Source organism: Thalassotalea agariperforans, assembly GCF_053470345.1.
On the sequence record NZ_JBQMWH010000014.1, the window covers coordinates 17,952 to 41,445 of the forward strand.

The 23,494-nt window shown below is 37.5% G+C and carries 14 protein-coding genes; 5 read left to right on the top strand and 9 right to left on the bottom strand.

Annotation, left to right across the window (positions count from 1 at the left end):
- Positions 1-67 precede the first annotated feature (67 nt).
- Both ACSLUO_RS14915 and ACSLUO_RS14920 read left to right on the top strand, forming a co-directional pair.
- Complete coding sequence (locus ACSLUO_RS14915; protein ID WP_448249663.1) at positions 68-1,771, top strand: glycoside hydrolase family 2 protein; 1,704 nt, start codon at positions 68-70, stop codon at positions 1,769-1,771.
- Between the two features lie 84 nt (positions 1,772-1,855).
- A complete protein-coding gene (locus tag ACSLUO_RS14920; protein ID WP_448249665.1) occupies positions 1,856-4,747 on the top strand; it encodes a glycoside hydrolase family 2 protein in 2,892 nt (963 codons plus the stop codon).
- A 329-nt stretch (positions 4,748-5,076) separates the two neighbouring features.
- Here the strand turns inward: ACSLUO_RS14920 and ACSLUO_RS14925 are convergent, their stop codons facing one another.
- Entirely contained in the window at positions 5,077-5,988 is a 912-nt protein-coding gene (locus ACSLUO_RS14925; protein ID WP_448249740.1) for a LysR family transcriptional regulator, read from the bottom strand.
- A gap of 179 nt (positions 5,989-6,167) precedes the next feature.
- On the opposite strand from ACSLUO_RS14925, the gene lldD reads away from it, so the two are divergent.
- Positions 6,168-7,304, top strand: a complete 1,137-nt coding sequence (lldD, locus tag ACSLUO_RS14930; RefSeq protein ID WP_448249667.1) for an FMN-dependent L-lactate dehydrogenase LldD — start codon at positions 6,168-6,170, stop codon at positions 7,302-7,304.
- Positions 7,305-7,430: 126 nt separating this feature from the next.
- On the opposite strand, the gene ACSLUO_RS14935 is transcribed toward lldD, so the two are convergent.
- The 3 genes from ACSLUO_RS14935 to ACSLUO_RS14945 all read right to left on the bottom strand — a co-directional run bounded on the left by ACSLUO_RS14935 (position 7,431) and on the right by ACSLUO_RS14945 (position 9,567).
- Positions 7,431-8,816, bottom strand: coding sequence for an ATP-binding cassette domain-containing protein (locus ACSLUO_RS14935; protein ID WP_448249669.1), 1,386 nt, complete (start codon positions 8,814-8,816; stop codon positions 7,431-7,433).
- A gap of 91 nt (positions 8,817-8,907) precedes the next feature.
- Positions 8,908-9,339, bottom strand: a complete 432-nt coding sequence (locus ACSLUO_RS14940) for a hypothetical protein (protein WP_448249671.1) — start codon at positions 9,337-9,339, stop codon at positions 8,908-8,910.
- A 6-nt stretch (positions 9,340-9,345) separates the two neighbouring features.
- Positions 9,346-9,567, bottom strand: a complete 222-nt coding sequence (locus ACSLUO_RS14945) for a hypothetical protein (RefSeq protein ID WP_448249673.1) — start codon at positions 9,565-9,567, stop codon at positions 9,346-9,348.
- Between the two features lie 265 nt (positions 9,568-9,832).
- On the opposite strand from ACSLUO_RS14945, the gene ACSLUO_RS14950 reads away from it, so the two are divergent.
- Positions 9,833-10,105, top strand: coding sequence for a helix-turn-helix domain-containing protein (locus ACSLUO_RS14950; protein WP_448249675.1), 273 nt, complete (start codon positions 9,833-9,835; stop codon positions 10,103-10,105).
- Positions 10,098-11,342 (top strand): type II toxin-antitoxin system HipA family toxin, encoded by a 1,245-nt coding sequence (locus ACSLUO_RS14955; RefSeq protein ID WP_448249677.1) that lies wholly within the window; start codon positions 10,098-10,100, stop codon positions 11,340-11,342. Before ACSLUO_RS14950 ends, ACSLUO_RS14955 begins: the two co-directional genes overlap by 8 nt.
- A gap of 188 nt (positions 11,343-11,530) precedes the next feature.
- Here the strand turns inward: ACSLUO_RS14955 and ACSLUO_RS14960 are convergent, their stop codons facing one another.
- The 5 genes from ACSLUO_RS14960 to ACSLUO_RS14980 all read right to left on the bottom strand — a co-directional run bounded on the left by ACSLUO_RS14960 (position 11,531) and on the right by ACSLUO_RS14980 (position 23,486).
- On the bottom strand, positions 11,531-12,211 hold the full coding sequence (locus ACSLUO_RS14960) for an amino acid adenylation (RefSeq protein WP_448249679.1): 681 nt from the start codon (positions 12,209-12,211) through the stop codon (positions 11,531-11,533).
- Positions 12,211-15,120, bottom strand: coding sequence for a UvrD-helicase domain-containing protein (locus ACSLUO_RS14965; protein ID WP_448249680.1), 2,910 nt, complete (start codon positions 15,118-15,120; stop codon positions 12,211-12,213). The genes ACSLUO_RS14960 and ACSLUO_RS14965 overlap by 1 nt, the downstream gene beginning before the upstream one ends.
- Positions 15,121-15,257: 137 nt before the next feature.
- The gene (locus ACSLUO_RS14970; protein ID WP_448249682.1) at positions 15,258-20,648 is read right to left on the bottom strand and encodes a glycosyl hydrolase; all 5,391 of its coding nucleotides are present in this window, start codon (positions 20,646-20,648) and stop codon (positions 15,258-15,260) included.
- Between the two features lie 80 nt (positions 20,649-20,728).
- Positions 20,729-22,240, bottom strand: coding sequence for a tryptophan halogenase family protein (locus ACSLUO_RS14975; protein ID WP_448249684.1), 1,512 nt, complete (start codon positions 22,238-22,240; stop codon positions 20,729-20,731).
- Positions 22,241-22,256: 16 nt separating this feature from the next.
- Complete coding sequence (locus ACSLUO_RS14980) at positions 22,257-23,486, bottom strand: AGE family epimerase/isomerase (RefSeq protein WP_448249685.1); 1,230 nt, start codon at positions 23,484-23,486, stop codon at positions 22,257-22,259.
- Positions 23,487-23,494: the final 8 nt, after the last annotated feature.

Consider the following 23,494-nt stretch of genomic DNA (forward strand, 5'->3'; position numbering starts at 1 on the left):
CCTAACACTTGTTAAAACGATACAACGCTTAAAGCAGCTATACTTCCTAATTATTATAAATTTATTCATGAGTTATAGCTGTTTAGCAGTAGAGAATAACTGGCAAATATCACTTAACGGTAATTGGCAATTCACAAATCAAAATTTTATTGACGAAAACACCTTATTAAGTAGCGATTTTACGCTTTGGGATAGTTTAATGGTACCTGGTAACTGGGATACCACCGAAAAGTATAAAACTTATTCAGGAAAAGCATATTACCAAAAAAGTTTTAACCTACCCGAGCAGTGGCGAGATAAAAATATTCGCTTAAAATTTAATGCTGTCTACCAAAGCGCAAAAGTTTGGCTAAATGGTCAATTGTTAGGTCAACATGTTGGCGGCTATACGCCATTTGAATTTAATCTTACGCCTTATATCAATTTTACAAAAACAAATTCGTTAGTAGTAATGGCCGACAATAGCTATCAACGTGGCGCTTGGTGGGCTTGGGGTGGTATAAGCCGAGATGTCAGCTTATCTGCCGATAATGATGTTCGTCTTGTTTATCAACATATTACTGCTATCCCTGATTTTGACCAACAAATCATTAATTATCAAATCAAATATAAATTACAAAATTACAGCAACAAAAAACAAACGGTTAATATCACATCATCAGTTCAAGACAATGAACAACACAAAAAGCAATTTTCTAATACCATCACCTTAGAGGGAAAATCAACGGGGTTTAAACAGATCAAGTTTGTTGATGATTTGAAAAATTACCACCTATGGCAACTGGATAATCCTTATTTATATAAGCTCAACAGCCAAATTAGTACCCAGCAGCAAACAATTGATCACAAAGTTGATAATTTTGGTATTCGTAAATTTGAAATACGTGGCGAACAATTTTATTTTAATAATCAAGCAATGCGTTTAAATGGTTTAAACCGAGTACATGACCATCCGGATCACGGCAATACAGAGCCTAAAGCGTTAGTAATAAGAGACATGCAAGACATTAAAAGCCTTGGTGGAAATTTTTCCCGCTTAATGCATGCTCCACTTTCAAAAAGCCTATTAGATGCCTGTGATCGTTTAGGTTATTTAGTGATCGGGGAAATTCCTGTTTGGGGTGATGATGACCCGCAATCTTTTCCAGACAACCCATTAACTAAACAATGGTTAAAAGAAATGATTGAACGTGATTTTAATCATCCTGCTATCGTCGGCTGGAGTGTTGGCAATGAATTGCGTGATCCCCTGCCGCCTTGGTCTGAAAAAACATTAACACCAAGTCAACTAGGCTATATTAACTCAATGTTAGATTATGTTGCCAAACTCGATCCTAACCGGCTAAAAACCTATGTGTCATTAACCGCTTTCAATGCCTCAACCAATAAAAGTAATGAGCCCTATGATAAATTAGATTTTATCTCCATCAATAGTTATGGAAACGCAACTCAAAAAGTAACCGCGACTCACCAAAATTTCCCAGGCAAACCCATTTTTCTATCGGAAGTCGGCATTAAACAAATCGGTGGTGGTGCTGGCGCGAGTTTAAATGAAGAACTTGTAGCCGAGCTAAAACAACTGAAAAACTACCCTTACCTTATTGGTTTTTCACTTTGGGCTTATAATGATTACCGCAGTAACTACAAAGGCACGCCAAAATCCGGCTACCGAGAATGGGGGATCGTAAATCAATATCGTGAGAAAAAAGCAGCGTATTATCAACTCAAAGATATTTTTAATTTCTGGTTAACACCAGCAATAAAAGAATAGTTTTTTTAATAAATAAGTGTCAATTCTTCTCCTCAATAACAATTAGTTATCAATATTAATAATATTAATAAAGAGAATGAAAAGATGTTTAGCAAAACTTTAGTCAAAAACAATAATCTATCCACCCTAGTACTGATTATATTTAGCTTGTTTATCAGTGCTTGTGGTGTTGTACAAAACCAATCAAGACAAAATGATAACCCGTTGTCTTTATCAACAAAGGGTGTTACCACACAAACTCAATCGTTAGCCGGTCAGTGGTCATTTAAAATAGATCGCTACAACGTTGGCCATAAAGAGCAATGGTGGGCTCAAAATTTAAATGTTGAACATTGGGACCAAATTAAAGTTCCAGGTGTTTGGGATGTATATGACCAATATCATGATTATACAGGCACTGCTTGGTATCGTTATCAGTTTGATAGCAAAAAAATCGCCGGATTAGACAAGGTACAACTTAATTTTGACTCTGTTTATCACGATAGCGAAGTTTGGCTCAACGGGACAAAATTAGGTGAAAATAACCTAGGTTTTATGGCCTTTAAATTTGATGTTTCTAAGCATTTAAAAACAACGGAAAAAAACACCTTAGTTGTGAAGGTGAACAACCGAGTAAAACGTGGAGCTGTCTGGAACTGGGGAGGGATACGTTTTCCTGTTTACCTAACTTATCAACCAAAAACACATTTAGAACAAGTTTATGTAACCGCAACGCCCAACTTAAAACAGGGCAACGCAAAGTTAAGTATCCGAACTAAAATTAATACTGATAAAGCTGATTTAAACAACGCCGAAGTCGAGCTTGATATTAGCTACAATAACAAAAATATTTATCAGCAACGTTTCTCTGCTCATAAAGCTATTATCGATGAAAATAACCACTTTAATATCACCCATAATTTAAGCTTAAATAAAGAGCAAGTTACTCTTTGGCACTTCAATGATCCAAACCTTTACAACATTAAAGCAACGCTTGTATTAAATGGAAATAAACATCACCAAATTAACGATAGATTTGGTATCCGCAAGGTAGAAACGAAGAATAATGCTCTTTATTTAAATGGTGAAAAAATCCGTTTAAATGGCTTTAATATGGTGCCCGAAGATAGATTCGATGGTAATTCACTACCATTATCACGTATCAAAGAAGACGTTGATCTATTAAAAACACTTAATGGTAATTTTGCCCGTTTATCAGGACCTGCATTGCCAAAAGCTTATTTAGATTACCTCGATGAAGTAGGCTTTTTATTAATTGAAGAAGTTGGTTTATGGGGCAAAGATAAACTTGTAGACCCTGATCATCCAATGCCTAAGGAGTGGCTAAAACGTTTAGTTAACGATCATTATAATCACCCATCGATTATTGGTTGGAGTGTTGGCAATGAAATTGGTGATCTAGACAAAAACCCTAAAGCATTAGAGTATGTAGAAGGAGCGATCAAACACTCAAAACAACTAGATCCGACTCGACTCGCTGTATATATTTCCTACTCTGCCGATTTCCAGGCAAATGACCCAACTATGTATTCTGATATTGTGATGTTTAATAAATATAACGATCATGAAGAACGACTGAAAGTTGTCCATAATTACCACCCAGAAAAAGCAATTTTCTTTTCTGAAATTGGTACTAAATTAGATGGTGTTGACCCTAATGAGTCTACGTTAGACCCGCAAAGTTTATGGAATGGATTAAAAAAACATCCTTATTTAATTGGTACTTCACACTTTGCTTTCAGTGATTATCGCAGTGATTGGAAAGATGAAAAACCAACTTGGACAACAGATTACTCAGAAAACCGAGCTTGGGGCGTGTTAACGTCTTATCGCACACCGAAACGTGCCTTTGATAAGTTAAAAAACTTTAATGCACCAGTTGAAGAATTAAAGCTAAAACAAATAAGTAACAATAATTTTGAAGTTTCACTACAGCCGAAATCAACCAATACCTTCCCTGCATTTGTTATGCGCAACTATCAAATCGCTTGGTTGGCGAAAAATGAGCAAGGTGAAATAAAAGATGCTGGAACTATTGATTTACCCACAATTACCCCTGGCGATAATGAACTAATCAACCGTTTCAAAGTGACTCAGTCTTTTGACAAACTTAGTGTTCATTTACTCGATCCTTTTGGTTATATCGTAAAACAAGCCGACATATTTCAAGCACTCCCCAAAGCGCCTGTTATTAAATCGATCTTTACTTCACTAGATATTATTCGTGTGACATATGATAAAACAGATATGGCAACAGAATATCAGCTTGAAGTGATAGATAGCGCAGGTAAAAAAATTCTTGGTAAAAAAACCATTAATAACTTTGCCGAAATAGCTAATTTAGAAAAAAATCAAGCTTACCAACTTAAATTAACGGCTATTAACCCATTAGGCGAAAGCAATAATAGTAGTTTTCAACCGGTAGCGACTACGCCAGCAGAATTACCGCCTGTAGTTTGGTCAATTGCCGCAAAAGACGATGCCTTTCATATCGGCTTTTCAGTACACCGCAAAGACTTTAAATATGAAATTCAATATGGTTTAGCTCCTGGTGATTACACAAAGAGTTTCCTCATTGATACTCACGGCGCCACTCGTATTCCTGCGCTAGCGCAAGGTAAAGATCATTATTTTCGTTTAAGAAGATTAGTTACAGGGAGTGTTGATAGCGAATGGACCGATGAATATAAAGTAATTATGCCAACGTCTAAAGGATTGAGAGCACCAAACGATGCTGTATTATTTTCGTCAACTGAAGGCGCTATCTTAGCTTTAACACCGATACAAGGCGCGACAAATTATCGTTTAAAGTGGCAACAAAATAATATCACACAAACACTTGATACAAATTTAGCATACTCTCCATTGATCGCTTTAAAGAAACTTAGCCTACAAAACATTGGCTCTGTCAGTATTGCTACAATAGATAACAATGGAAAAGTTGGCTCATATACAAATGTCAAAATGATCAAGTAACATCAACTTAAGAATATCAGCAAAACAATTATTAGCTGCCCTAGTAAATTCATTTTGCTAGGGTTAGCTCTTAATTCATAACAACGACAAAGCTAACTTTAGCAGCGACTCTCACACGCCAAATTTATCTATAGCCTTATAATAACGGTTGAATTACCTATGTTCACCGAGTTATTAAATTTCGCTAAAGAACTGTGTGTTTGGGAACAAATAAAAAATTACTCGCCTATTTCTATACAATAGAAATATTGCTTTTAAGCGTTTAGTAACAACTTACTAAACGCTTTGTTTATTGCAAACTATTAAAAAACAGCTACTTTACAGAGCATTTAACTATTAGCGATAAAATAATGAGCCCGCGATAAATAACACGATTTAATGTGCTCTATCAGTAGCTTTATTTTTTGAGGCAGTTGCTTGGTAAACGGATAAACCGCATAGACACCGAGCTTTTTCGCCACTAACAGCGGAAAAATATCAACTAGCTGACCATCACATAAATCATGATAAACCAAACACCTTGGCACATAGGCAATGCCATAACCGCCTAATGCGGCTTTTCGTAATGCTGCCGCATTATTAGTAGAGAATGAGCCAGATACCGTGACAAAATAATTGCCTTCGTCAGATTTAAACTCCCAATCACTCGCTCCAGTTGTTTGATAAACATAGCGTAAACAATCATGATTTTTTAATTCGTTAGGCACCATAGGCTGACCATTTTTACTGATGTAATCAGGGGAAGCACACACCACCCATTCAGAATCGATAATATGGCGAGCGATCAAACTTGAATCATCAAGACAACCGGTACGAATAACAAGATCATATCCGCCTTCAATTAAATCAACAAAGCGATTATCAAGTGACATATCAACACTTAAGCCTGGATGACTTTGGCAGAACTCACCTACCGCATCAGCAAGTAATAAATCGCCAGAGATAGTAGGTACCGACATTTTTATATGGCCTTTAACTTTATCACCAAAACCTGAAACGGCATCTTTAGCTTCTGAAGTTAATTGGCTCACCATGTTAGCTCGTTGAATTAACGCTCTACCTGCTTCCGTCAGCGTTAAACTGCGTGTGGTTCGATACAACAACTGCACACCCAGCTCTTTTTCTAAGCGCGCTATATGTTTACTGACTACAGAATTAGTCAGGTTATGTTCGTCAGCTACCTTGCTAAAGCTGCCAAGCTTAACCACCTGTGAAAACAAAATTAAATCATTCGCCAACATCATTATGTAACTTTTGGAAATAGTGTTTATCATTATCTACATTTATCACAAAAATATAAAGTATATAATTGCTTCAGTTACAAATATAAACATTGAACTTTTAATCAAGCTAACTAGATGCCCGACATGCTGATTTAGCAAACTTCTGGTAGTTACAAAATGATAATAGGACTAAAACCATGATTATTTCTGCATCGACAGATTACAGAAAAGCTGCACAAGCAAAGCTGCCACCTTTTTTATTCCATTATATTGATGGGGGTTCTTATAGCGAACATACCCTAAGAAAAAATACCGAAGATCTGGCTGAAATCGCGTTAAGACAGCGTGTATTAAAAAATATGTCGGAGCTTAATTTAAACACCGAAATTTTTGGTGAAAAATTAGCTATGCCTATCGCGCTTGCACCTGTTGGTCTTACCGGTATGTATGCCCGTCGTGGTGAAGTACAAGCAGCCAAAGCAGCTGAAAATAAAGGTTTGCCGTTTATCATGTCAACGGTTTCCGTTTGTCCAATTGAAGAAGTGGTACCGGCAATTGAACGACCAATGTGGTTCCAATTATACGTGCTAAAAGACCGCGGCTTTATGAAAAACGTACTTGAACGTGCCAAAGCTGCTGGTGTAACCACCTTAGTATTTACTGTAGATATGCCAGTACCTGGTGCGCGTTATCGAGATATGCATTCAGGCATGAGTGGCCCTAATGCTGCTGTACGTAGAATATTTCAATCGATGCTTCATCCACAATGGGCATTAGATGTTGGTGTATTAGGCAAGCCACATGATCTTGGCAACATTTCAACTTACCGCGGTGAACCAACCAAATTAGAAGATTATATTGGCTGGTTAGGTGCAAACTTCGATCCTTCAATTTCTTGGAAAGATCTTGAGTGGGTTAGAGAGTTTTGGGATGGTCCAATGGTAATTAAAGGCATTTTAGACGAACAAGACGCAAAAGATGCGGTAAGTTTTGGTGCTGACGGTATTGTTGTTTCAAACCATGGTGGTCGTCAACTTGATGGTGTTATGTCATCAGCTAAAGCATTACCTAGAATTGCTGATGCGGTAAAAGATAACTTAACCATATTTGCTGACTCAGGTATTCGTTCAGGCTTAGACGTTGTAAGAATGTTAGCTTTAGGAGCTGACTGTGCCTTACTTGGCCGTTCTTTCATCTACGCTTTAGCTGCTCAAGGGCAAGCCGGTGTTGAGAATTTACTTGATTTATATGAAAAAGAAATGCGAGTAGCGATGACCTTAACAGGTGCTAAATCAATTAAAGACTTAAACCGAGATTCTTTAGCCAAGTTTTAATTTGTTTTAAATTATTCTCTTAATCACAACTTATCACTTATAAAACTGAACTACTTTAGGGCTCTCTCCTCCCTATAGTGGTTTCAGTTTTTCCAAAAAATATTACGCACGGTTTAAGCAAGCCAATTACAACTTAATATGCTGTTTAAATAACGGTAAATGCTCGTCTGTACGATGGCTAACTAACAAAATAGTACTTTGCTGCTGCTCGGTCAGGTATTCTAAAAAGTTAAGAATACGATGACGATTTAACTCATCTAGCCCTTGAGTGGGTTCGTCTAAAATCAATAACAAGGGTGATTTAACTAAAGCTCTAGCAATTAAAGCAAGGCGCTGCTCACCATAACTTAATTGTTGAAACGGTGTGTTTTGATAGTCTAATAAACCAACTTGCTGTAACCATTGACGAGCAAGTTCAATATGGTGTTTTTCAGGTTGACGATATAAACCGATAGTATCGTAAAAGCCAGAAATCACCACCGTTAACAAATCACCATTAACACGGTATTGTCGATGTAACTCAGCACTAACAATACCCATTTGTTTTTTAAGCTCCCAAATACTTTCGCCTGAGCCCCTTTTGATCCCTAAGACACGCAGATCATTGCTATAGCACTGAGTACAATCTCCGGTAATTAAGTGCATTAAGGTTGATTTACCACTGCCATTACGCCCGCTGATCAAAGTATGTTGCAAGGGCTTTATTCGAACATTTAACTCACTAAAAACATTAACACCGTTGTAAGACACCTTGCCATTGTTAAGTTCAACTAAATAAGGATGATCATAATTTTCTCGATGTTTTAACGTAGCAGGCCAAGTTAAGTTGTTTTCTTTTGGGGTAAGTAAAACATCTAACTGTCGTTTGGTTTCTTCATTGTCAAATTCACCAATAACGTCAAGCTGACCACGTTCAATAAAAGCAATGTTTTTACACCAAGCAGGGATATCTTGGCGATTACTTAACAGCAAAATAATCGTGATATTGTTTTTAGCAAGCTCAGCTAACGCATTTGACAAAGCGTGGCATGAGTCGACATCTAAACTATCAAATGGGTTATCACAAATCAGCAACTCAACACCATTAAAGATAGCTTGTAATATTAATAACTTCCGGCCTTCACCAGTACTTAATTGTCGATAGCCAGTTTCCATGCGATGGCCTAAATTAAACGCCTTAATTAAAGGATCATCCAACTTTTCTTTTGGGAGAAAATCTTTCGCTAGCGTGCCAACGTCATTCGCATCAAGAAAATCACTGGCATCAAGTTTTAACTCATGCTCGTAAATTCGCTGCTGAGTTTCAAACGACACCATGCCAATTTTATCAGCCGGTGGTAGCGTTAATGTATCAACATGTTGTGGTATTAATTTTCCAGCGAACAACTCATCAATATATTGTTTACCTGAGCCATTTTTACCTAAAACGCACCAAGTGGCATGTTTATCTACCTGCCAATGATTAATCCTTAGTTGATGATGTTGTAAGTTGTTAATATCGATCATAAACATAAAATAAATACCAAATTGGTTGAATTAGCAAACCTACTTAGGCGGCTAATTTGAATAATTAAAGCACTATGTATAGCACTTATGAGCACGGTTAACGGCAGCGCCATTTATCTTCAGCTAATAACGCTTGTACTAGCTCGCTATTGTGATCTCGCTGAGTAACCCTAATACTCGGGTAGCCCGCTTTACGCACCGTTTGATGAAAAATAGCGGCTTGGTTTAATTTTTCCGATAAATTACTTTGGCTGCATTGGTTATTCAAACGGATCAACGCAAGCGCCCCAGCTTCTTGTATACTATTTTGCCGTATTTTAATTATCTTTTGCTTAAAATTTGCGTGCACCAACACATATTCTTCACCCATATGATAATCGAACTGATACGGAATGTTATGCTTAGTTAATTTTGAAAGAAACAAGCCATTGGCAAAAGATGAGTCAATCACCTCAATAGAATAAAATTCAGCTTCTTTACTACAACTTACACAAATAAGCATTAATAACACAATCAGAAAAATTTTCATGCTTGCTTAAGACCTTTCTATAATTTGTAAAGTTTCTTGGTAACAAGCCAAACAAAACTGCTCAAACGCATTCAGTTCAGTAATGTTCGGCCAAGCTCCTGTTTTATTATTCAATTGACCAGCTACCTGCGCAATAGCCGCATGTACTTTTGCATACCAACGATGCGCGTCGGGCAAATCAATGTTTTGACTAGCAGCACTATTCAGTAAATTAATCACTTCAGTCATTAATACCGCAACATGTCGCGGCAGCGCATACTCGATATAAACTTGTTACTGTGTCCAACTTTTTTCTTTGCGTGTAGTTGTAATTAACGAGCCCTCATACGAATGCATTATATATTCCCAACACCCGATAAAAGTTAATATAGATTAACTAAAGAGTGATGATTAAGAAACACAATTATCAATGCTATAAAATTGCTACCAAGGTAGCAATAACCTATAATAAAAAGCAATATTAGCTATTATAGTAGCATTTCAGGAACTTTATATGCTCTCATTACTAACCCCTTTTGATTTACAGTTAGAATTTAGCCAGTTTTGCAAAAAAGCTCGAAAAATTAAGGGCTTTAGTAGTAAAGAGTTTTCTGAAAAAACAGGGGTACCCGACAGCACCATTCGTAAATTTGAAAACACAGGTGAAATATCATTTAGGCAGTTTCTCATGCTTTATGCAGAATTAGGTAAGCTCACAGAACTGCAAAAACTCACCCAGTTGACCGATTCTCCGAAAAATTTAGACGAGGTGCTTAAAGATGCTTAAACATAAATTAGTTGTTAAGCGAAAACTCTCTGATGGCAACTCTATCAAGGTAGGCGAACTTGCCGAAAATAAAACGGGAATATATTTTCAGTACAACGAACAATATTTAACGCAATATTCAAGTATTTCCCCTTTTGCTTTAGAAGATTATTTACAAGCCCAACTCGCTCCGCAGATACCGCATAACAAATTACATGGCGTTTTTGCTGACAGCCTTCCCGATGGCTGGGGTTTGTATTTAATGGATAAAATTTTTAGAAAAAATGGTTATGATCCTAAACAAATAACACAGCTAGAACGTTTGGCATTTATCGGTGATAACTGTTTAGGTGCCCTTTATTATGAACCCACCAGTGAGCTTTCTAAAAATATTCCTCAAGAGCACTCTATTCAAACATTAGGTAAATTAGCTGTAGCTGAATTTGAAGGCACAGAGACAGAATTGATTGAAAGCCTCATGAATACGGCAGGATCTGGCGGTGCTAGACCAAAAATCAATGCAACTCAGTTAGCTAACGGTACTTATTCTACTGATAAAGATGCAACAGGTAAGCCTTGTATTATTAAACTTACCTCTGAAAAATTTGCTTTATCACATGAAGAAAGCTTGATTGAATATTGCTGTATGACACTAGCAAATCAATGCGGAATAGAAACTGCTAATTTTGACTTGCTCGAAGCCGAGCACAATAGGTTTTGGCTAAAGCAAGATAGATTTGATTGTATTGGTGACAATGGCCGTTTTCATATGATTTCGGCAAGTGGCCTGCTTGATGCTTCATTTCGAGAACCGTCACTTGATTATGTTGACCTAATAAAAGCGACACGCATGATGTGTGGTGTTTCAGAAGCAAGGAAGTTAATCAGTAGAGCTCTCTTTAATTATTTAATTTGTAATCAAGATGATCACGCAAAGAATTTCGCATTTTTGTCTGATGATAATAACAACTGGCAGTTGTCTCCCTTTTACGATGTCGTTTATTCTCCATCTCCCTATCAGGAACATATGACTTCATTTGCTGGCGATGGTGTAAAACCCACTAAAAAAGCACTTGAACTCATGGCTCGACAAGCAGGTATCAACCCAAAAGAAATAAAACCTATTGCACAAAAACTCATGGATAACATATTAAATATCAAAGAGCTGCTTAACAATTTTGGAGTTTCTAAAAGTAGTTCAAATATCATTCTAAAAATCATAAAAGAAAAGGTTATGCTTTTAAACCAGCAACTTTAAAATATTATTGAACCGTTATTATTTTAATTATTAATAAAGGCTCTATTTATGGTTACGGTAAAGCTTTTGACACCGCATGTTTTATTAAGTTTAGCTTTGAGACAAAAGCGCCTAAATTGTAAATTTTTAGACCTTCCCTGACACATTCTTGTATATTTTCAATGTGTTAGTTGAGGTTGTTTTATAAATTACTGTTTTTTATAATCGCTGAATCTAGCAACGTTGCTAGGTAAATCGTCCGTTGGTTCAAGTTCTTGCTTGTTATCGTCATCTTGGGTGATCATCTGGCAGTATTCAAACAAACGCTCTATTGGAATAAACTTTTCTTTTCTCTGTTTTAAACGTTTAACTTGGCCATTCAGGTAAATGGCTAAATCTTCTGATAGCGCTAATGGCATTTCTTGTAATCCATGCTCTTGCAGCGTTTGTTTCACCCATAAAGTGGCATCAGTAATATGGCCATTAATACTTAAGTCGGTATTTTTCGCCCAGCTAATATCAAAGCTTATGGCATCTAGCTTACTTAACAATAAAACCGCGTCACTATTAGGCAGTAGTTGATTCACACTTATCATTTCAACTAACAAGTGCTGCCATTGCATAGAAAGTTGTTGATGTATTTCGGCTAGCGTTATTGGCCTATAAACAGGCATAAAGCAGGTAAAGCGGCTATGTGCTTCAGTAGCAATAATGGTTTTATAAAATGACCGATAACTATTATCAATAATATGCAGCTGCCAGCTAAACTTTTTCGCATTTGTCACTATGGTATTTCGGCCTTTTTGAGTTTCTACTAACGTAGGTAACTCGGCTTTAAGCCATTTGTCTAACGCTTTACTGGTTGAATAAAATAATTGCATGTTACCCACTAATTCTCCACTAACTCAGGCCAGTTAATTTTTGCTTTATCTACGCCGTTTTTACAGCTCATTAGTTCATTCCCTCGATAATTTTTACAGCCCCAAAATTCACTATGTTTGCTTGCCCGTAACACCATTTCAGCATGACAAACTTTACAGGTGGGTATAATGCTTTTGCAGGCATCATTTAAACACAGCTTGAAACCTTGGTGGCGTGTGCGTGACATTGGGCTTTCACATTGTACGCACGGCTTTTCTTTATGTTCGCAGCGCGGAAAATGTGAGCAGGCATAAAAAGCACCATAACGCCCTGTGCGTTTGGTTAATATGCCGGTGTCGCAGGTCATGCAAGTAATATCGTCAGTGTACGTTTGTTCGCTGTGGCAGTTAAATTCATTCAACTCAATGTGATGATCATTAATGAGTTCATGAACAAAACAGCTAGCATTAGCCATATCGGCAATGATGTACACTCGATGTTTGGCGCGGGTTAAAGCAACATAAAATAGTCGTCTTTCTTCAGCATAGTTATAATCTTCTTGCTGAGGCAAAAGCGCGTCTAACATTGGCGGTGTCGCTTTTTCAGATGGAAAACCATGTTTACCTTTTGTTAACCCTAAAATAACCACATAATCAGCTTCTTTACCTTTTGAAGCGTGGAAAGATTGCGACGCTATTTTTAATAATGGGAACTTTGCGTACAGCGCTTGAAGGTCTGACTTATTCGGTAATTGAAACCAAAAACGCGCTAATAAATATACCGTTACCGGTTTACATACTTTGGCATGAATCGCGTGTAATGCTTCTTCAAGTGCGCCATTAGATATTTCTGGTATTAGGTGCTGATGACTAGCATTTTCCGCTTTTCTTAACAGTGAAATTGCCGGCGCTGACACTTGTGTTATTGAGGCCATAGTTTTGTTTAACTGATGCGGGTTTTTACCAATAAAGGCGGAAGCAACCTCTCCTATTTTGTTATTAAAGCGAAAGGTTAAATCTAATTCAGTTTGGGTAGTAAAACCAAAGTATTGGGCAAATTGGGTGGTTAATTTCAAATCGGCACCGCTGAAACGATAAATCGCTTGCCAGTCATCACCCACGGCAAAAACCGAGCTTCCATGTTGATTATCACGCAGCGCTTTCACTAACCTTGCTCTTGGCTCTGAAATATCTTGAAATTCGTCCACCATAATATAGCGCCACGGTGATTTAAATGCGCCAGATTTTACATAACCTATCGCCTTTACAATCATGTCTTCAAAGTCAATTTCACCACGCTTACTTAATAACTTGTTATAAGCGGCCATGATAGGTTTTAACAATTGTAATGCTTTGGTTATTTGTTTTGGATCGCGCGCTTGTTTAATTAGGTTTGTTTCTGCGTTTTCATCTAAATACGCGGCTTTATACAGGCCAAGCAGTTTACTAAAAAGCTCAGCTAAAACGGTAATTCGCCCGGTTTCTTTTAAGCTTGCTAGTATTGATTCAACCGGCAACATTTCACATTGAATATCAGTGTTCAACAAAGCGGTATGAAGATCACTAAGTAATACGCCTTGTTTATGTTGAGCATATGTTAGCGCAATACATTGAGTATTGTATTGTTCATGGGTGGCATTTTTCCACGCTATGCCTTCGTGGTAGGCGTTTTTATCAATATAAGGAGCTGTATTACCCTGTTCATCAATACCATAATATTCGATATACAGATTATACTCTGGCAAGTAAAAATCAGGCTTATATTGCTGGTATTCAATGGTTTTAACATCAAATTGATATTGCGCTTCATATTGGTAGTCAATGCCATGATAAAAAAGCCAGTTGGCAATATAAAGCTCTCCAAAACTTTTTACTTTATCGCCTTTTAAGCTACGAATGTCGTTGTCATTTAAATATTGGTAATAATCGCCAAGGGTTTTAAAGTCAAAGTCATTTTTTTCTATGTAGTAATATTTATTAAAATAGTTTAATACCAGTGCGCGATAATCAGGATCATTTTCGATGAAAGATTCAAAACACGTTTGCACCCATTTAGCTTTGGCTTTTTCATCTTCGGAAAACACTGAAATACTTGGTTTAGCGCCCTCAACTTGCGAGATAATATTTAGCCCTACACTATGAAAAGTGGTCGCTTTTATTTTATCGGTGGCCAGCTTGTTTTGAATTCTTTCATCCATTTCATCAGCGGCTTTTCTACCGTAGGCAAGTAGTAAAATGTCTTCATACTTTGCTTGCTCACTTGCTACTAAAAAACCAGCTCGGCCGATCATCACACTGGTTTTGCCAGAGCCGGCACCCGCGAGTAATAAGTTATTGTCGTTATCAATCACACAAGCTCTGCGTTGACGCTCGGTTAACGGGTTTGACTCAACCTTATCGAAGAATGATTTGTGTTGTTGAAGCTGCTGATGAATATATTTTTCTTGGTAGGTTTGCGTTAACGTATCATCCCATTTTGCATATTTTTCTAACCATTGAATTTGTTTACTCACCAAAGACAAGGCTTTACTGGTTTTAATCCAGGGCAACCAACGCGCATGTTCTTCGGCAATAGTTACTTTGATTTTGTTAGCGGTTGATTGCCGTAAAAAATACTTGTTAGCGGTAGAGGTAATTTTATTTAGTAACGAATTAAGCTTAGGTAAGTGTGCGTTTACCCAATACTGATCACATTCGGTTTTTAATAAATACTCAGCGCTATACGCCATCATAGTTAATTTATACGTTTGGCTAACGGTTGCAAAACAAATGGTTTGCCCGAAAAAACCAAATTCGAAAGACACCGGCGTAATTAACTCGCTCCAGTTAATTAGCTGGGTAGTTTGTTTGTCGGCTAGCGTTAAACCATTTTTATTAACAGCAACTGATAGTTTTTTGGGAAATATTCGACCGAAGATACTTGATGCAATAACACTCATTAACAGCAGAATTCTTATTGTGGAATTAAATAATTGCCGGCATTTTAAGTTAATAGGAGAGGTAAGTGTAAATAAATCATAAAAATGAATGTAGTTGAATTGCTCAACTACATTTCACCCCTTGTTGTCACAGCAACTTAGTTATGGAGAACTTTTAACGAGCCTATTTGTGGTGCCCAATCCTTACCCGAGACTCCATGTTGCGGGAACGATATGCGTAAATAAGTGAAGTTTCCTACGGGTAACTCAGCGTTGTATGTTACCTTAACCCAACCAGAAGCGAGCACTTCCTCAATAACAGGGCTTAATATTATTCTATTTGATAAACCTGAGCTTTCTGCAACTTCAATAACAAAATGGTTATCGTTATTGGTTTCTGCTTCGAAGTAAGTAATTAATTCAACTCGTTTCATGCTCTGTTCAAAAACATAATCAAGCGATGATGCATAATCACCCCAACGTTTTAATCTGTCGTTATCGCCAAAGAAATACTGAGCATTTCCATTTTCAATAACCAAATTTCCTGCATCAAATGCATTGGCTTTAGAAAGATCAGTGAAGTTATCAACAAAAAGTGATTCATTTGACTGTTTTACATAGTTTGCAGGGTAATAAACTATGTTATCGATTCTATAAATGGTTCCTGCTTGGTTATCCCCCCACTGAGGGAAAACAGTTAATGGTGATACTACGTTAGCAAGATTAAGAGGTAGAGCACCTACATCATTACTACCCGCTAATGCCAATAACTCATCAATTGGGAACGTATAGTGTTGCCACTGGCTCAACTGAGGTTGTACACCTTCAACACTATTTAAAAACGGCACATCACCAGTACCACAAGGCCAACCACAATCAACTTTAATAAACCAATTACCAGAAGCTCCTTCAGCTTGTTGTATTAATTTCAGATCAAACTCTAAGGTACCACCAGCATAATCAGACAGGTCTGAATTAAATGGTGATAGAAGATCACTAACGGCTCCATTGGCTATATATGTATGTTCTAATACATTTCCACGCTCAATATCATCTACTACAACTGACTGAGTCACAGCTTGATTCGTGCTAGGAAGTGACCAACTTGTAACTTTATCTGCAAATATCAATAATGGCGACACAGTGTAATGTGGATTTCGATCCAATTTTTGTACAAACGGAAGTGCTGGAATACCATAATCGCTAACCAAATTTCCTTGTTCATTTCTAGAAAGATCCGCGTAGCTAATATAGTAAACATCTTCTACAGAAATTCCTTTCGAGGCAATGTCTAATTCATTGATCGCTAATGTGGTATTAGTCCAAAACTCTGCACTCACATCCCAGTATTGTCCAATTTTATTGCCAATTTTTAACGTTTGAACAGTTGCTGTATTGGCCATTAACGTCACTTCACGGTCAAAATTCAGTAATAGTGAACCACCTTCTCGCACAATCGAGTCTATGCGCGGAGCTAAATATTGATCGTTATATTGATAAACTGAATTAAACATAACGTCAGCTAAACGCTCCCCAATAGGGAGTTTAGCTAAAGGGTGAATAGGATCTTTATACGCAAAGATCTCGATATCTGTTTCCCAATCCAATGGGATGTCGTGAATAGGGATTAATCTTACTTTTTCTGTGTATTTTTGATCTGCTACGACTGCTTGCTGAGCCTGACGATGATCCGCAAAACCAGAATAATTACCATAGTTAGTCGATTCTCCCGAAAACGGATCTTGTCCGTTATAGGGAGCTAACTGAATCAAAGCAACGTCTAATAACTCTTCATTTCGGTTAAACAAAGCGCTCCATGAATCTATCAATGCCTTAATGTTATAAACATTGGCTTCGTAAACAGGATCGCTCTCTCCTTGGTACCACACAAGCCCTTTAATATTAAATCGAGTTAATGGACTTACCTTTTGATTGAACAACGCAGACGTCTGAACATAGTTGTCCCAACCATGAGAATTCCAATCCAATTGATCAGCAACTGTGAAATATTTATCTGGTACATATTGATTTTGTTGGGAAGATACATACGCACTAATTTCGCTTGACTCTAATACAGTTTCTCTTGGTAACCAAGCTTGGATTTTACTGCCGCCTCTGTGTGCATTAATTATTGCAACGGGAATCTGTTCACCAATCTGATTAAATTCATCTACCATTTTCAATGCAAAAGTAGCACCAATTGCTGAGCTATCTGCAATCCCACTTCCAGTTTCAGCTGTAGTCCAATTACCACCTAATACGTCAAACTGAGGTTTATAAGGAAAATTGTAATTCCCGTCAGAAACATTTTGGTGAAATATACGGACATTAGAATTATTAATACTATCCATCAATTCCTGAGCACCAACCATTTGACTAATTTTAAGTTCCATATTTGATTGACCCGCAATCACCCATACTTCGCCAACCTGAATATTGTTTACCTGCTTTTCATTTACCGTATCTGATACTTTTAACGTATAAGTGTCATACGATCCCTGTAATGCTGGTAACTCAAGTTCCCAAATCCCAGTTTCAGGAACAACAACATGACCATAAAATATTTCATTGGGGTTCAAGTTATTTCCTAACTTTGCCAGTACAATGGTGTTTGCTTCCGCTTGGCCAAAAAGACGAATAACTTTTCCTTGTTGAAACAATGCATTATCTGAAATCAAAGAATGTAATTTCAAAGGTTTTGTAGGAAGTGAGAAATCAATTCCGTTTAAGTTAAACTCACGACTTATAGTGTCAGTTAGCTCGTTCGGCTTTTCTGCATTCGAACCAGCAGGTTTGAATATGATATTTTCAATTCGGTAAACAGTGCCTTGCTGAGAGTTCCCCCACGTAGGGAACAAAGTCAGTAATGAGGATACTTTAGTTAAATTTAAAGGCATTGCGCCTTGGTCATGACTTCCAGGTAAACTGGTCAAATAATCCATATCAAATGTGTAATGCTGCCACTGCCCTACAATTGGCATTACACCTTCACGACTTGACGTTAATGGCACATCACCAGTTCCACAGGGCCAACCACATTCCATTTTCATATACCAGTTGCCATCAGCAGATTGGGGTAATGTTACAACTTTCAGGTCAAACTCAAGTGTACCTGCTGCATAAACAGATAAATCAATCACTTCACCAGAGGTAAAAGCACTAACGCTTTGGTTTTCTAAGAACGTTATTTCTCGCACGTCGGTAGTGATTGAGCCCACGTCTGAAACTCTAACTTCATCAAACTGGCTTGTTCGCGCAGTAAAAGAGTAATCATCGTTAGTTAATAGTTCAAATACAGGTATTGCTGGAGCTGCGTGATACGCAATATTGTCTATTCTGAATTTAGCTCCTTGTTGCTGCTCCCCCCAAAGCGGGAAAATAACTAAAGGGGATAAGACCTTCGTGGGATCTAACGTTCCATTTGCAATTAGTTCATCAACGCTAAAAGTGAAATGCTGCCAATACCCTACTGTTGGTTTCAACCCTTCTATACTCTCATAAAGGGGAATATCAGCTGTACCGCATGGCCATCCGCAATCAACTTTGATATACCAGTTACCATCAATTGCTTCAGACTCTGCTAACACCTTCAGATCAAACTCCAAGGTTCCTCCGACAAATTCACTAATATCAACCAATGTTTCAGAACGAAACTCGCCGACTACATGATTGTCTGCATACTCATACTCAACAACGTTGCCGTAGAAAGAATCTTCGTCTACAACCACAGATTCAACAATTTGAGATAAAGACGCACTTGGCAAACGCCATTGTCCTAACTGATCAGAGAAAATAACGAGTTTTTCACCTTGGTCTAAGTTTGCTTCAGGAATTTCATAAACTACTTTAGGAGTGGCAGTCCAACCGGGCATATCGTTTAATTGAACTACATTTTGAGCGCTATATAAGCTTTTGATTGCACCTTCGGTATTTTCTTCAAACGTTAATTCAGACCAACTCATAGCGAAAGTCCAAAGTGGTTGCTCGGCTAATATACCTGCAGTAGGTAACTTGGCTGACTCTCCAATAGCTATCGGTTTGTCACCTGCCTTGTTAGCAATAAGATCATATTTTTCATTATCAAATAGCTGCCACTGAGACAAGCTGCCGTCTCGGTCAACACCATAAATGTCGAGAGCAAGGACATCCCAATACTCCTCGCCAGGATCGTAATCATTCAAGTCACTTTCCAAGGTTTCAAAGTCTTGTAAATCCCAAATAAATGCCAGGTTTTTTAACCCTTTTGTCTCTACTAAATAATCATGAGTTAATCTGTATAACTCAGTAGTAAATTCTGGGTACCCATCTAAAGACCACCAAAACAGCGTTTGATTCATTTCGTGGAATGGCCTTAGTAAAACATGAACACCCAAGTCTTGTAGCTCTGAAAGATAAGAAGCATATAAGTCTAAGCGGGACAACCACGCGCCTTGAAGTGAAGTCCCTCTACTTAATAATTCTTGCCACTGTTCAAGTGATAAATCAGACAACATACCGCCTTCACCTTGGTTCCAATCACATCCTTCTTCGACAGTGGGTGGACATACGTGTAGCATGATGTTCAACACCATACCCTGCTGCCAATGTTTGTAAGCTTCTTTGACTAAGTTTTCCCTAAGAGCAATACCAGATGCGTTATAACCAAAATCGTAGCTCCAAAGGCTTGGCCAAACTTGAGCTACTTTTGCCACTTCATTTGTCCATTGACTAGGCTCATTTATCTGAACTTTTTCATCGTTATGAACGCCGACAATCGTCTCAACACCTTGAATCTGTTTTAGGTACTCAATCAGAGGATGAGGCTCCTGTTCAACAATTGAAAACGGTAAATCCGACGTTGCAAAACCTAAAATATCAGCGTTTTCTTTAATAACGGCTACAGGAGAGCTTTCACCTAACTCAATAAAGCGTTTATATAACAATACAGCTAACGCATTTTCATCATTTTTGTATTCAGGTTTGGCTTTTACTCTTTTCCATTTAGCGTCCTGATCACCTGTTGATTTTGTGGTTTTTATTTTGAAAATTCGAACATAATCAAGACGATTATTTATTTCTTCTTCTGAAAACTCAACGTCCCCATTTGGTAAAAAAATGTCGCTCCCGTCATACTTCCAAACTTCACCTATTAACACATTATTCAATTTACTTTGATGCGTACCATCACTAATTTTGATTGTGTAACTATCGAGAGATGCGGGTTGTGCCGGTAAAGTAACCGTCCATTGGCCTGATGAGTTAACTATTACATAGTTTGCTTCAGATGCTTGAGACACGTCATTAATCAACCTTGCTGCGACTAATGTATTTGGTTCGGCATTTCCTGAAATTGATATCGGCTTTCCCTGCTGAAAAACAGCCTTGTTAGCGTATCCATCTAAGAGTTCAAATTTTTCATTCGCTTGACTATACATTGAAGACTGTAATTTAAGCTCATTTAACCAACTCAATTTCTTTTTGAATGTTACTGCCGTATCAGCAATAGAACCAAAAGTTGAAAAGGCTAAGCTTGTTGCTAGAACACAGTTTCTTATGAAACTTTTCTTCATATTGTTATACCTTGTTTTTTTATTAAAATGAAACCGGTTACACTAATTATGCAACAAATTCCTCGTTTAAAACTTTATTCTTATTCGTTAATATGAATCTGTAAATTATATAGTTCAGCCGCATGGCTTGAGTAGTTCATTGATGCCCTTCTGATGAAGTCTTGAACTTTTTCGAAATTAAATTTTTCGTTTTTCACTTCCTTTAATTCCGTAGGAAAACAACCACTACCGGAAAAAATACTGTACCAAGAAGATACTGGATAGTACTTATCAAAACCAAAAAATTGTAATGACTGCCTGAAATGTGCTCCTGAAGCCCAAGCTCTCTTCAGAGATATTAGCTCTTCAGACAGTTCAACATCTTCAGCAATGGCTCGCCAATAATCTGTATCTGTGCGACCGCTGAGTTTGTAATGCAGCAACACATAATCTTTAATACCATCAAAGAGATCTGTTAATTCGTTATTAAATTTATTTCTATTATCAGCAGAACCGCCCGCTTCCCTCCAATAATCAATAAACTTGCCGACTGTTTGTTGTATTAAAAATAAGGCCGTCGCCTCGAGTGGTTCAATAAAACCTTGCGATAATCCTATGGCAACACAATTTTTGACCCAAAACTTATCAAGGCGACCCAGTTTAAAGTTTATAAACCTAGGCTCAGTTTTGAACTGCGTTGACGAATCACTTATAGAATCAATGAACTCACGTTCAGCCTCCGCTTTCGTTAAAAATTCGCTGCTATAAACATATCCATGGCCTTTTCTACTGCTTAATGGAATCTGCCAACGCCAGCCAGCATTCATAGCTGTCGATATAGTTTGGCTTTCACGTATTAAATCCGTTTCTACTGTCTGTACTACAATAGCAGTATCGTTTAGCAATTGATCTTTATAGCTCACAAATGGAATATTTAGCATTTGATTTGCTATAACTGAATTGAACCCTGTACAGTCAAAAAATATATCTCCTTTAATTTCCTCCCCATCTTCTAACACCAATGTAGATATATCTTTGTTTGAACCAATCTGTACTTGTTGAACCTTCTTTTTAATATGTTGAATGCCTTTGGATTGAGCAAAAGTAGAAAGAAAACTAGCTAATTTTGCTGAATCGAAGTGATAGCCATAATTAACCTCAAAAGGGAAGTTTTCTGCGGGTATTGGTGACTTATGTTGCTCGGATAATTTTGCCGTTAGAAAATATTGACTTGGGTTTGCCTCCACATTGTAACCTGAAGTTCGCTGATGGCAATTATAGAAAAACGGTGCCAAAGTATTGTTGTCGATTGTTGACGGAAAAGCATGAAAATAAGAGTTAAAATTTTGATTATTAGACCAATTAACAAAACTGATACCGTTTTTATATGTAGCATCACATTGTGGCATCCACTCCTGCTCTACAATTCCTAAAAGATCAAAAAAGCCCTTTAAAGCCGGTGTAGAGCCTTCTCCCACTCCTATCGTTGGTATATTAGGATCTTCAATTAACACCACACGATAGTCTGGAAGAGATTTTAATAAGGCATTAGCCGTTAACCAACCAGCACTTCCACCACCAACCACCACAAATGTTTTGCTTTGAAGCTCCATAATAACACCTACTTAATTATGACTCTGAATATATGCGATTAAGAATATTTATTGACTCCATCATCGCTCTACCGTTGTGATAAGGCCCTTTCCAAAACCCTGCTTTGTAAGCCTCATATTCTGGCCCTTGGTCTAAAACAGATAGCCAATGCCATTCTCCATTATTTGTATCTAAATGAAATTCTTTAACAAATGACCAGATCCCTTCAACAGCATCAATATAGCTAGCGTTTCCTGTCAATTCATAAGCCGTTAGAAAACCAACTATTGCTTCAGCTTGAACCCACCAACAACTCGATTTATTTACGTCACCAGTTTTAATGTCAATTTCATCAAAAACTTGCCCTTTTTCACCAATACCTTCTTTCAAACAGGTTTCCGCCAACTGAAGCACAGTCGGTGTCAACCTGTTTGTTGTTGATGGATGGCCTAAAGCAACCAAAGACTTTTGAAGAAGCCAACTCGCTTCAATATCATGTCCATAAGAATATGCTTCAGAGTGATCCCCCCAGTTCCTACACATAAATAGTCGTAAATGATATGTGGAATGATCAACAATCGAACTTTGAAAATTATCTAATAATCGTTTAAGTGCAGCACCAACTAATTCGTTCTTTGTCACCTTGTACAGATTGGTATAAGCTTCCAAAACATGTAAATGAGTGTTCATTGTCTTAGGTAAGTTTGCGTCTTTCTCACTTAGCCGCATGTCATGAATCTCTTGCCATTCTTGAGAAAATGCTTCTAAGTAGCCGCCTCTATTTGGTTCATAAGCCTTCTCTTCTAACAAATTGAAAGTATCCATCGCTTTTTTAAGTGCCATTTCATTATTTGTTAATTGATAAAACGCCGACAGTCCATAAATTGCGAAAGACTGTGCATAAGTTTGCTTTTTACCATCAATTTTTTTGCCGTACTGATCGACTTCCCAAATAAATCCACCAAACTCAGGGTCGTCAAATTTCTCAAGCAAATAGTTAAAGCTGCGTGTAGCTAAATACACAGCCTCAGCCTGTAAGTCTCTTGTGAACAGCCCAACCTCACTGAAAAACCATAATAATCTAGTATTGAGAATAATGCCTTTGTTTGCCGAGCAAACAACTGTACCATCCGTTTCTATTTGCCCCCAAAAACCACCATTCTCTTGATCAATAGATTTTTCTGCCCACCATTTCATAATGGATAACAGCTCAGTATTGAATTCTGATTTAAGTTTCTGAAGTGCTGATTTACTAACTGCAGCCATTTACTTTC

Excerpts from the sequence above, each read along its gene's own strand:
- ACSLUO_RS14950 (WP_448249675.1), top strand. The coding sequence starts at position 9,833 with ATGCTCTCATTACTAACCCCTTTTGATTTACAGTTAGAATTTAGCCAG.
- ACSLUO_RS14965 (WP_448249680.1), bottom strand. The coding sequence starts at position 15,120 with ATGAGTGTTATTGCATCAAGTATCTTCGGTCGAATATTTCCCAAAAAA.
- ACSLUO_RS14975 (WP_448249684.1), bottom strand. The coding sequence starts at position 22,240 with ATGGAGCTTCAAAGCAAAACATTTGTGGTGGTTGGTGGTGGAAGTGCT.
- ACSLUO_RS14925 (WP_448249740.1), bottom strand. The coding sequence starts at position 5,988 with ATGTTGGCGAATGATTTAATTTTGTTTTCACAGGTGGTTAAGCTTGGC.
- ACSLUO_RS14920 (WP_448249665.1), top strand. The coding sequence starts at position 1,856 with ATGTTTAGCAAAACTTTAGTCAAAAACAATAATCTATCCACCCTAGTA.
- ACSLUO_RS14955 (WP_448249677.1), top strand. The coding sequence starts at position 10,098 with ATGCTTAAACATAAATTAGTTGTTAAGCGAAAACTCTCTGATGGCAAC.
- ACSLUO_RS14935 (WP_448249669.1), bottom strand. The coding sequence starts at position 8,816 with ATGTTTATGATCGATATTAACAACTTACAACATCATCAACTAAGGATT.
- ACSLUO_RS14915 (WP_448249663.1), top strand. The coding sequence starts at position 68 with ATGAGTTATAGCTGTTTAGCAGTAGAGAATAACTGGCAAATATCACTT.
- ACSLUO_RS14940 (WP_448249671.1), bottom strand. The coding sequence starts at position 9,339 with ATGAAAATTTTTCTGATTGTGTTATTAATGCTTATTTGTGTAAGTTGT.
- ACSLUO_RS14945 (WP_448249673.1), bottom strand. The coding sequence starts at position 9,567 with ATGACTGAAGTGATTAATTTACTGAATAGTGCTGCTAGTCAAAACATT.
- ACSLUO_RS14970 (WP_448249682.1), bottom strand. The coding sequence starts at position 20,648 with ATGAAGAAAAGTTTCATAAGAAACTGTGTTCTAGCAACAAGCTTAGCC.
- lldD (WP_448249667.1), top strand. The coding sequence starts at position 6,168 with ATGATTATTTCTGCATCGACAGATTACAGAAAAGCTGCACAAGCAAAG.
- ACSLUO_RS14980 (WP_448249685.1), bottom strand. The coding sequence starts at position 23,486 with ATGGCTGCAGTTAGTAAATCAGCACTTCAGAAACTTAAATCAGAATTC.